At 50.4% G+C, this 10,713-nt stretch carries 12 protein-coding genes and 1 riboswitch; of the genes, 10 read left to right on the top strand and 2 right to left on the bottom strand.

Going from position 1 to position 10,713, the window contains the following annotated elements; genetic code table 11:
• The coding region (locus tag R3177_RS09375; protein ID WP_318970775.1) for a M15 family metallopeptidase at nucleotides 1-332 on the bottom strand (332 nt) is incomplete at its 3' end.
• Nucleotides 333-461: 129 nt separating this feature from the next.
• A riboswitch (TPP riboswitch) is annotated at nucleotides 462-576 on the top strand.
• Nucleotides 577-619: 43 nt separating this feature from the next.
• Between R3177_RS09375 and R3177_RS09370 the strand changes: the two genes are divergently transcribed.
• Genes R3177_RS09370 through R3177_RS09355 form a run of 4 tightly spaced genes read left to right on the top strand, consistent with a single transcriptional unit; the run spans nucleotide 620 to nucleotide 4,484 of the window.
• Nucleotides 620-2,737 (top strand): TonB-dependent receptor, encoded by a 2,118-nt coding sequence (locus R3177_RS09370; protein ID WP_318970774.1) that lies wholly within the window; start codon nucleotides 620-622, stop codon nucleotides 2,735-2,737.
• 27 nt (nucleotides 2,738-2,764) lie between these two features.
• Nucleotides 2,765-3,013, top strand: coding sequence for a YkoF family thiamine/hydroxymethylpyrimidine-binding protein (locus R3177_RS09365; protein WP_318970773.1), 249 nt, complete (start codon nucleotides 2,765-2,767; stop codon nucleotides 3,011-3,013).
• The gene (gene pnuC / locus R3177_RS09360; RefSeq protein WP_318970772.1) at nucleotides 3,010-3,639 is read left to right on the top strand and encodes a nicotinamide riboside transporter PnuC; all 630 of its coding nucleotides are present in this window, start codon (nucleotides 3,010-3,012) and stop codon (nucleotides 3,637-3,639) included. Before R3177_RS09365 ends, pnuC begins: the two co-directional genes overlap by 4 nt.
• Nucleotides 3,588-4,484, top strand: coding sequence for a phosphotransferase (locus R3177_RS09355; protein WP_318970771.1), 897 nt, complete (start codon nucleotides 3,588-3,590; stop codon nucleotides 4,482-4,484). Before pnuC ends, R3177_RS09355 begins: the two co-directional genes overlap by 52 nt.
• On the opposite strand, the gene R3177_RS09350 is transcribed toward R3177_RS09355, so the two are convergent.
• Nucleotides 4,470-4,652, bottom strand: coding sequence for a helix-turn-helix domain-containing protein (locus R3177_RS09350; protein WP_318970770.1), 183 nt, complete (start codon nucleotides 4,650-4,652; stop codon nucleotides 4,470-4,472). The two genes, R3177_RS09355 and R3177_RS09350, sit on opposite strands and share 15 nt — an antisense overlap.
• A 320-nt stretch (nucleotides 4,653-4,972) precedes the next feature.
• On the opposite strand from R3177_RS09350, the gene R3177_RS09345 reads away from it, so the two are divergent.
• The 6 genes from R3177_RS09345 to R3177_RS09320 all read left to right on the top strand — a co-directional run.
• The gene (locus R3177_RS09345) at nucleotides 4,973-7,768 is read left to right on the top strand and encodes a monovalent cation/H+ antiporter subunit A (protein WP_318970769.1); all 2,796 of its coding nucleotides are present in this window, start codon (nucleotides 4,973-4,975) and stop codon (nucleotides 7,766-7,768) included.
• Complete coding sequence (locus R3177_RS09340; RefSeq protein ID WP_318970768.1) at nucleotides 7,768-8,121, top strand: Na+/H+ antiporter subunit C; 354 nt, start codon at nucleotides 7,768-7,770, stop codon at nucleotides 8,119-8,121. The genes R3177_RS09345 and R3177_RS09340 overlap by 1 nt, the downstream gene beginning before the upstream one ends.
• Nucleotides 8,121-9,644 carry a monovalent cation/H+ antiporter subunit D gene (locus tag R3177_RS09335; RefSeq protein WP_318970767.1) on the top strand — a complete coding sequence of 508 codons (1,524 nt, stop codon included), beginning with the start codon at nucleotides 8,121-8,123 and terminating at the stop codon, nucleotides 9,642-9,644. The genes R3177_RS09340 and R3177_RS09335 overlap by 1 nt, the downstream gene beginning before the upstream one ends.
• Complete coding sequence (locus R3177_RS09330) at nucleotides 9,641-10,177, top strand: Na+/H+ antiporter subunit E (RefSeq protein ID WP_318970766.1); 537 nt, start codon at nucleotides 9,641-9,643, stop codon at nucleotides 10,175-10,177. The genes R3177_RS09335 and R3177_RS09330 overlap by 4 nt, the downstream gene beginning before the upstream one ends.
• Nucleotides 10,171-10,440, top strand: coding sequence for a K+/H+ antiporter subunit F (locus R3177_RS09325; RefSeq protein WP_318970765.1), 270 nt, complete (start codon nucleotides 10,171-10,173; stop codon nucleotides 10,438-10,440). The genes R3177_RS09330 and R3177_RS09325 overlap by 7 nt, the downstream gene beginning before the upstream one ends.
• 10 nt (nucleotides 10,441-10,450) lie before the next feature.
• Nucleotides 10,451-10,713 (top strand): Na+/H+ antiporter subunit G (locus R3177_RS09320; RefSeq protein ID WP_318970764.1); only part of this gene is annotated, 263 nt, incomplete at its 3' end.

Below are 10,713 nucleotides of genomic sequence, written 5' to 3'. Positions count from 1 at the left end.
GGCTGTAACCCGTGTTTGCCGGCCAGTTTATGTAATTGCTGCCACCACTTTTTACGCTCACCGCTATCGTCCCAACTCCATTTACCATCAATATACAAGACAAAATCAGCGGCGACGCCATACTGATGATATGAACGCCAGGCATTGGCATTAGTAACAATGCGCCCGGGCTTACTGCGGCCCTGGCGGTAAAGTTCGTGTTGGCGCTGTGGTGAGCGAAAAGCTTCAAATACCCGGAACGGTAAATTGGCGTGTGCCAGATCCTCTAATAACAACTTTACTTTTTGCCGGAACACCGGGTGCAGATGGGCGAGCGTGGTATCTCTGCTCATGGGCTGGCTCCTTGTCAGGCTTTGCAGCACAGGCAAAGCTGTCAGTGAGTATAGCCTATCTGTCATTATGCACAGCACCCCGTTGTTAAAAGCCCGCTTGCTGTAACAACTGAAAAGCTTTACACTTGCCGCGCAACCAAGGGGTGCATGGTACTTGTTAAGTACAGTCGCTGAGATGCTTTCGGGCAAACCCTTAGAACCTGATCCGGATTATACCGGCGGAGGGATGGTGCTAACTCCTCAAGCTGGTGTGATCTCTGTTTTATTTAATGGAGCGTCATACAAAAATGCGTTTTTCCCCGTCTTTAGTCACTTCAGCTGTGTTTGCCGCATTGGCTGTTACCCCCGTTGTCTACGCCGATGCCGCAGCAGAGAGTACTTCAGCTGTTACCGCGATAGAGCGCATTACTGTGCACGGCGATTTACGCCAGCAACCAGTCGGCCAGCTGGCAGGCAGTATCACGGTTGTGACAGAGCAGGATTTGCAGCGCCAGTCGGTGCAACACCTTGACCAGCTGCTTAATCAGTTCGCCAATGTTAACTTCAGCGCTGGGGCATCGCGCGGCAGATTTCTGCAGATCCGGGGTATTGGCGAGCGCAGTGAGTTTGTCGATACCATTAACCCTTCGGTGGGTATTCTGATTGATGGTATTGACTACTCCGGTATGGGTATCAGTGGCATCAGCGATATTGCGCAGCTGGAAGTGTTTCGTGGCCCGGAAGCGACCCGCTTTGGTGCCAATGCACTGGCCGGTATGCTGAACCTGACAACGCAAGGGCCAAGTGCCAGTGCTGAGGGCAAAGCCAGCCTGACAGTAGCCAATTACGACAGCTATCAGCTGGCGGGCCAGTTTAGCAATGCCCTGAATTCCAACTGGGGATACAGCCTGTCGCTGGAGCAACAACAATCAGACGGCTTTATTGAAAACCGCTTTCTTAACCGTGATGATACCAACGATATTAATGAGTTTACCGGTCGGTTTAAGCTGGCTTTTCAGGCGGCTGACGATCTGAAACTGCAACTGGTAAGCCATGTTGTCGACCAGGATAACGGCTACGATGCCTTTTCGCTGGACCGCGACCGGACAACCCTGTCTGACGAACCCGGCCAGGACAAACTGCGCAGTACCGCGCTGGCCCTGCAGGCTGATTACAGCGGCTTAACCTTTGCCAGATTACATGGCCAGTTAAGCTGGTTAGACGCTGATATGGACTACGGTTTTGATGAGGACTGGAGCTATGTCGGCCTGCACCCGGATGAATATTCAACCACCGATCGCTATTTACGTGATCGTGAACAGCTGACCCTCGATTACCGGCTGGTTTCTACCGAGGCCGGCCAGCTTGGCCAAAGCGACTGGGTGCTGGGGGTTTATGCGGCCAGTAAAGAGTTTGATTTAACCCGCCAGTTCTGGAACTGGGATTTATGGCAGGCCGATACCTTTGCCAGTGAGCTTAGTCGCAGTAATCTGGCGTTATACTCTGAACTTAATACCCCGCTCAGCGAGCGGCTGAGCCTGGTGTCAGGTCTGCGGCTTGAACGCTATGAAGATGACTATGCCGACAGCAGCGCTAATCTGATTAGTAACAGTGACACCATGTGGGGCGCGAAGCTGAGCCTGAACTATCAGGCAAGTCCGCAGGCCCTTATTTATCTGCTGGCATCCCGTGGCTATAAAGTAGGTGGGGTTAACGGCGATGCACTGGCCAAAGCCGCCGATGACAATCTGAGCGAATTACTGACTAAAGCCAGCTTTGCGCCGGAAACCCTGTATAACGCCGAGTTCGGGGTAAAAGGCACGGCGCTGGATCAAAGCCTGGTAACCCGGGTAGCGGCGTTTTATATGTGGCGCCAGGATATGCAGGTTAAAGGCTGGCTGAACCCAAACAGCGGCCCGCAGTTTGCCGGCTTTATCGATAATGCCGGTAGTGGCCGCAACTACGGTATTGAAATCGAAAACCGGCTGCAACTGCACCCGCAGCTGGCAGTGATGATAAACGCCAGCTGGCTGAAAACCAAACTGGGGAATTACGTCACGATTGATGGTGACGATTTTACTGGCCGGGAACAGGCACAGGCACCACGTTTTAGTTACAGTGTGGCCGCAGACTGGTATCTGAGCGATACCGTTACCTTTAATGCCGGGCTGCAGGGTAAAGACAGTTACTATTATTCTGATGGTCACAATGCCCGTTCCAGCCGCTATGAGTTATTAAACCTGCGGTTAAGTTATCAGTTACAACAGTGGCAACTGGCGGTATGGAGCCGCAATGCGCTGGATCAGGATGTCGGGATAAGGGGTTTTTATTTTGGCAACGACCCACGCGATGGCTATGAGCCCCATGTGTATCAGCAGTTTGCTGAACCACGCCGGGTAGGGCTCAGTGCCAGCTATCAATTTTAATTTTACGACGACATAAACGGAGTTGTGATGAAATTATCGGTAGAAATCAGTAAATACCCTCTGGCTGAGGATTATATCGGGCCGATTAAAGGCTTTATTGAACAGCTGAACCAGTACCCGGATATCCGGGTCATTACCAATACCATGAGCACCCAGCTATTTGGCGACTATGACGACGTGATGCAGGCCCTGCAAGACTGTATCAAGGCGTCTTTTGCCCAGTACGGCAAGGTGGTATTTGTCTGCAAGTTTATTCATGGTGATTTGCAACCATGATGCTATGGCTGAGTAATGCGCTGGATCAGTGGCAGCTGATGCATAGCCTGGAGCTGCTGGCAACCTTGCTGGCACTGGCCTATGTCATCCTGGCTATGCGCCAGAGCCTCTGGTGCTGGCCTGCAGCATTACTGAGCACAATAATATTTACTCATATCATGTGGGATTCTGCTTTGTTATCAGACGCATTGCTGCAGTTATACTATGCAGCAATGGCACTGTATGGCTGGTGGCGCTGGCAACAATTAAAGCAGCAGCATCAGGGGCAGAATAACGTATCGGAATGGCCGTTGCGCCGGCATTTGCAATTAATTGCCGTTACCGGCGTTATCGGCCTGCTGCTGGGTTACCTGATGGCAAACTATACCCATGCAGATTTTGCATACCTGGATGCACAAACGACCGCATTCAGCGTAATGGCCACCTGGCTGGTCGCCCGTAAACTGGTATCGAACTGGTTATACTGGGTGGTAATTGATGCGGTATCAATTTATGTTTATGCACAGAAACATCTGTATTTTCTAACCCTGTTGTTTATGCTGTATACCATTATTGCGTTAGCAGGATATTTTATATGGCGGGCAAATTATCAGCAGCAGCCGCAACTGGTGGCGCCGGGCAGATAACCGCGCTGTGCCGGCATCTGGAGTTTTTTGCCGGCCATCCACCGCTTACCATTTCACCGTTGTCCAATGGTGAGCTAAATCTGAACTACCGGGTAGAGACACGCCGCGGCTTGTATGCGGTCCGGCGTTATCCTGCAGGCAGTAACGTATGCCGGCAACAGGAGCTCCGTTGCCAGCATGCTGCTGCCGTCGCAGGGATTGCGCCAGCGCCGCTGTGTTTAAACAACCATTTGCAGGTGCTGATCAGCGAGTTTATTGATGGGGGCAGTGATTTTGTGGTGACTGAGCAGTCGCTGCCTTTATTAGCCATAACCCTGGCAACCTTGCATCAGCTGCCGGTGCAAACGGCCGTGTTGCAACCGGGAACCTATCTGGACCAGTTAGCTAAGCCATCCTGGCAGGCTTTTAACTCTGAGGCACAGGAAATATATAAAAAATTGCAGGCTGCAGCAGCACAATATCAGGCTCTGACCAGTGATTTAGTGCTATGTCATCTCGATCTGCATGCCGGCAATATGCTGTGGGCGGAGGATTCGTTGTGGTTGCTGGATTTTGAATATGCTCAGGTTGCCGACAGTTGTCTGGATTTGGCTGCCGTGTCACTGAATTATCAGCTATCTGCCGGTTTAGAGCAGCAATTGCTGACAGCCTACCAGCAACAGCGGACTGATTATGCCGAAACGGCAAAACAGCTTCCGGCAAAACTGGCGCTGGCAAAAATCGTTTTCAGCGGCTTTTGCTGGCTGTGGTATGTGACGTTGCAGAACAGATTAATGATAGATCAGCCGCTCAGCCATTACTGGCAGCAGCAACTTGTCCGGCAGCTGCAGTTACAAACCGCCTAAGCGCTCTGCCAGTACTTTATAACGCTTAACATCATCTTCATTAAATAAAGGCTTACCGTTGTCGTCTTTATCTGTGGCAACCAGCAAATTTTCTCTGGCTAACCGTTCAACCCGGATATCCGGGATCCCCAGAAACTCAGCAACCTGTTGTACCGACATAAGTGACATAGCATTATCCTGATAAAAGTTAAGAACATAGTAATAACCTATTCAAGCACTTTTTAAAATTAAAAAAACATGTTTCTGCAAAAAATGTTGCGGCCATTTCGCAAGCTGATGCGCCGACTTTAATAGACATTCCGGCTACTTACCGGTATAAATATTGCTAAAATCCAATCAGGTTTTAATTCACCTCCGGTGGTATTGCTATGTTATTTTATGCGCTGCTGCCCGGACCAGCCTGGTAACTGACAGCAGGCCTAACCTGGATGCCGCGCTGGGTAACGTAGGGTTATATCAGGCCTTTTTATAAAGGAAGCAACGACGCTATGACATTGTTATGGATACTATTACTTCCCTTGTTGGGTACCCTGGTGCCGTTACTGACTGCCAACTGGCGACGCAGCGCCTGTGCGATGGCGACAGCCATTCCTCCGGCTTTCGCGCTGATGATACTGTTGTATCACGCAAGCGCGGTCTTTGCCGGTGAGAGCTTGCGTTACAGCCTGGCCTGGATACCGCTACTCGGACTTGATATCAGTATCCGGCTGGACGGCCTGGCGTTTTTATTCAGTTTGCTGATCCTGGGTATCGGCTTACTGATTATTCTCTACGCCCGTTATTATTTATCTGAGCAAGACTCAATGCCGCGCTTTTATGCTTATCTGATGCTGTTTATGACGGCAATGATGGGTATAGTGCTGTCAAATAATATACTGCAACTCTGGTTTTTCTGGGAGTTAACCAGTATCAGTTCATTTTTGCTTATCAGTTACTGGTGGCATAAGTCTGAGGCAAGACGGGGAGCCAGAATGGCCCTGACAGTCACCGGGGCTGGCGGTTTATGTCTGCTGGCGGCCTTGTTGCTGCTTGGGCAAGTTACCGGCAGTTATGATCTGGACGTTATTCTGGCCAGTGGTGCTGTTATCCAGCAGCACAGCTGGTATCCCCTGATATTAGTACTGTTTCTGCTGGGCTGTTTTACCAAGTCAGCTCAGTTCCCTTTCCATTTCTGGTTACCTAATGCCATGGCTGCGCCCACCCCGGTAAGTGCTTACTTACACTCGGCAACCATGGTTAAAGCGGGCATTTTTTTACTGGCCAGGTTTTACCCGGCAATGGCCGGTACCGATTTATGGTTCTTACTGGTCAGTCTGACCGGGTTAACGACATTACTGGTTGGTGCTTATCTGGCGCTGTTTAAACACGATTTAAAAGGGTTGCTGGCATATTCGACTATCAGTCATCTGGGATTAATCACCCTGTTATTTGGCATGGGTACTGATTTAGCGGCGGTTGCCGGGGTATTTCATATTATTAACCATGCGACCTTTAAAGCGTCGTTGTTTATGGCAGCCGGTATTATCGACCATGAATCCGGCTCACGTGATATGCGAAAACTCAATGGCTTGTGGCACTTTATGCCGATAACCGCCACGCTGGCGATGGTTGCCGCCGCCGCCATGGCCGGGGTACCGCTGTTAAACGGCTTTTTATCAAAAGAAATGTTTTTTGTGGAAACGTTGCAGCAGCATCTGCTGGGCTCATTGTCCTGGATAATACCGGTGCTGGCGACAATAGCCGGCATTTTTTCAGTGGCCTATTCAATGCGTTTTATTCACGACGTGTTTTTCAACGGTAAACCCAAAGGTCTGACGAAGACGCCACATGAACCCCCGCGCTATATGCGGATGCCGGTGGAAGTGTTAGTGGTGCTGTGTATTCTGGTGGGGGTGGCGCCAGGCTATATTGTCGGCGATCTGTTGCATGCTGCGTCGCTGGCCGTATTAGGTACTGACGTGCCTGAATACAGCCTGGCAATCTGGCATGGTTTTAATGTGGCGCTGTTAATGAGTATCGTCGCGCTGGCCGGTGGTGCACTTATTTATGTTAACCGTAAGCACTTGTTTGATTTTCAGAATACATTGCCGGGGGTCGATGCCATTACGACTTTTGAAGCGGCGATGAAACTATTGGCAAAACGCTGTCAGCAAATTTACGGCTGGCTGGATAACGGGTCGTTACAACGTTATCTGGTATTTTTGCTGATGGCCATTGTGGTACTGGCCGGCTTGCCTTTGCTGCAACTTGATACGCTGTTCGGGGGGCGCCCGGAATTACCGGTGGATGCTGTGAATGCCGCCGGTGCCGCCATGTTGCTGATCAGCGCTTTTGCGACGGTGGTGTTTCACCGGCAAAGGGTGGTTGCGCTGTTAATGATTTCAGTGGTGGGCTTAATGGTATCGATTGCCTTTACCCGCTTTTCGGCCCCCGATCTGGCGCTTACTCAGTTGTCAGTAGAGGTGGTAACCATCATATTGCTGATGTTGGCATTATTTTTCTTGCCGCACAAAACGCCGAAGCAGTCCAGCCCCACCAGGGTGATCCGAGATATTGGCCTGGCCAGTATGGTTGGCGTGGTGATAGGCAGTATCAGCTATGCGATTATGACCCGGCCATTTAACACGATTTCGGACTACTTTCTGGCGAATTCGAAAACCGGCGGCGGTGGTACCAACGTGGTGAATGTAATTCTGGTAGATTTCCGGGGTTTTGATACGTTCGGGGAGATAGCGGTGCTTGGCATCGCTTCACTGGGGATTTTTAAATTACTGACCCGGATCCCGGTATTTAAGCCCAGCAGCGACGGGGAAGGGCGACCCTGGGCTCTGGAGCGCCATCCGGTACTGCTGGCAACCGTGTCGCAGAGTTTATTACCGCTGGCGCTGATGGTTTCCGTTTTTATCTTCTTCCGCGGCCATAACTTGCCTGGTGGGGGGTTTATTGCAGGGCTGGTAACAGCTGTTGCCCTTATTCTGCAGTATATCGCGCACGGGGTGGAGTGGGTGAAAAGCCGGATGAATGTTGAATATCAGCGGGTGGTCGCCGTTGGGTTAATGGTGGCCCTGGTTACCGGTGTTGCCAGCTGGGTGTTCGGTAAGCCATTTTTAACGTCGTGGTTTGATTATTTTGATATTCCCATCCTGGGCAAAATTGAGCTGGCCAGTGCCATTGCCTTTGATGCCGGGGTTTATATTACGGTAGTAGGGTCGACCCTGCTGATTCTGGCCAGTCTGGGTAAGATGACTACCAGCCATCGGCCAGTGCATACGGAGGGCATATAATGGAGAGCTTACTTGCCGGTTGTATCGGCTTTCTTACCGCCTGTGGTGTCTTTTTACTATTGCGAGGCCGTACATTTCCGGTTGTTGTCGGGCTGACGATGCTCGCTTATGCCGTTAACTTATTTCTGTTCTCCTCAGGCCGGTTGACGTTGCAGGGGGCCGCAGTGCTTGGCACCACAGAACATTATGCCGATCCGTTGCCTCAGGCGCTGGTTCTGACCGCTATCGTAATAGGCTTTGCGATGACCGCGTATCTGGTGATCCTGGCAATTCGCGCCCGGGCTGATTTAGGGAACGACCACGTTGATGGTAAATTACCGGGTAATCAAATGAGTCGTAAGGAGAGCCGGTAATGTCGCATCTGATTATTGCGCCAATTTTACTGCCAATATTGACGGCAATACTGATTATGTTGCCGCCAATTCATTACTCACCTATGCGGCGGCGTTGGGTCAGTATGGTATCAACAGTTATTCTGCTTATCCTGACAGGCTGTCTGTTATGGCAGACTCAGACCGACGGTATTGCTTTCTATGCGCTGGGTAACTGGCAACCGCCTTATGGCATTATCCTGGTCGCTGATATTTTCAGTGTCAGCATGGTGTGTTTAACCTCGTTTCTGGCGCTTGGCGCAATTTGCTATGGTAGTGCCGGTGAGGATGAGAAAGGCTCGTTTTTTCACCCTCTGTTCCAGTTTCAGCTGATGGGGATTAACGGCGCTTTTTTAACGGGCGACCTGTTTAACCTGTTTGTTTTTTTTGAAGTGTTGTTAATAGCCTCCTACGGCTTACTGGTGCATGCCGGTGGTAAAAATAAAACCAAAGCGGCAGTGCATTATGTGGTGCTGAATCTGGCGGGCTCAGCGGTATTTTTATTTTCGCTGGGAATTTTATATGGCACCCTCGGTACCCTTAATATTGCTGATATGGCGGTACAGGTAGCAAAGTTGCCGCCGGAAAATCTGATGCTGGTGAAATCCGGTGGTCTGTTATTATTGATTGTGTTTGCGCTCAAAGCCGCTTTATTACCATTACAGTTCTGGTTGCCGGCAACCTACTCGGCGGCATCACCCCCGGTTGCAGCCTTATTTGCAGTGATGACTAAAATTGGCATCTATGCCTTGCTAAGAGTCTATACCACGATTTTTGGCGAGCAGGCCGGGCCATTAGCCGGTATCGCGTCTGACTGGTTATGGCCGCTGGGACTGGCGACGATTATGCTGGGGGCTATTGGTGTTCTGGCCAGCCAGGATCTGCGAAAACTGGTGGCTAATCTGGTCATAATTTCAGTCGGTACCCTGGTCACCCTGGTGGCGATTGAAAACTCAGCGGCGACCTCAGCAGTGATGTATTACACAATACATTCGACATTGGTTTGTGGTGCATTATTTTTACTGGCTGATGTGATAGGGGCACAGCGGGGCAAAGCCGGTGACCGACTCGTGCCAGGGCGGCGTATGGCACAGCCGGCTTTGCTGGGTACTCTGTTTATGGTTGCCGCGGTAACCGTGGCGGGTTTACCACCGTTGTCTGGCTTTGTGGGCAAACTGATGATTCTGCAGGCAGCGGGCACGCCGTCACAACAGTTACTTTTGTGGACGATAGTGTTAATCAGTAGCCTGATGGTGCTGATCGGTTTATCTCGGGCAGGCAGCGTGTTGTTCTGGCGGGTTAGCGGGAATGAGGCAGGGCCGGAGCGGGTTTTGCCTTTACAGGCTTTTGCTTTAACCTGGCTATTACTGGCTGCACCTTTGATGGTGGTTTTTGCCGGGCCCCTGACTGAATTGTCTTTTGCCGCAGCCGAACAAATGCGTGATATTCAAACGAGTATTACAATTATTCTGGGTGATGCGGCAAGTGTGGGAGAGCAACCATGAGAGTCACACCACGTTTTAGCTGGCTACCAACACCCTATCGCAGTGTGTTACTGCTGTTGGTCTGGCTGTTACTGAATCAGAGTATTGAGGTGGTTCATTTATTCTTCGGCACTATTCTGGCGTTAGTCATCCCGTGGATCAGTGCAAAGTTCCGTGATCCGCAGCCGTTAATCGAACGGCCGTTCCTGGCACTGCGGTATATTTTACGGGTGTTTGGTGACATTGTTACTGCCAATGCCCAGGTGGCCATTCTTATTCTGGGCCCGCAGCGTAAACTTAACCCGGCATTTGTCCGGATACCATTAGACTTACAGCACGATTTACCAATAACGATTCTGGCCAGCACCGTATCGATGACACCGGGCACCGTTAGTGCTGATGTGTATCCCTGTCATGATACTGAGCCTGATGCCAAAGAGATAACCCAGCGTTGGTTGTTAATACATGTGCTTAACTTAGAAGATGAAGCTGAGTTAATAGCGACAATTAAGAGCCGTTATGAAGCTCCATTAAAGGAGATATTTCAGTGTTAAATCAGGTAATATTTCTGGTGTTTGGCATGATTAGCCTGGCATTGTTACTGAATTTGTGGCGTTTACTTATTGGTCCGAGCCTGCCTGACCGGATCCTGGCCCTGGATACGATGTTCATCAACAGCATTGCGCTGATTATCTTATATGGCCTGCTGATGGGATCACCGCTTTATTTTGAAGCGGCATTGCTGATTGCCATGCTGGGATTTGTCAGTACGGTGGCAGTATGCAAGTTCCTGCTACGCGGCGATATCATCGAATAGGAGGCACAATATGCAGAATTGGATAGAATGGGCAGTGGCATTTTTTCTGTTGCTTGGTGGCAGTTTTGTGTTAATTGGCTCTATTGGTTTAACCCGGATGCCTGACTTCTTTATGCGACTACACGGCCCTACCAAAGCGACCACCCTGGGAATGGGCGGCATCCTGCTGGGATCTATTTTCTATTTCAGTTTGCAGCAGAGTGTCAGTGTTAATGAATTACTGATTACGATTTTCCTGCTGATAACCGCGCCGATCAGTGCCCATATGCTGAT

The organism is Arsukibacterium sp. (assembly GCF_033722355.1).
Lineage (GTDB): Bacteria > Pseudomonadota > Gammaproteobacteria > Enterobacterales > Alteromonadaceae > Alishewanella.
The sequence above is the reverse complement of the archived record's forward strand: the minus strand, read 5'-3'. Positions and strand labels throughout refer to the sequence as shown.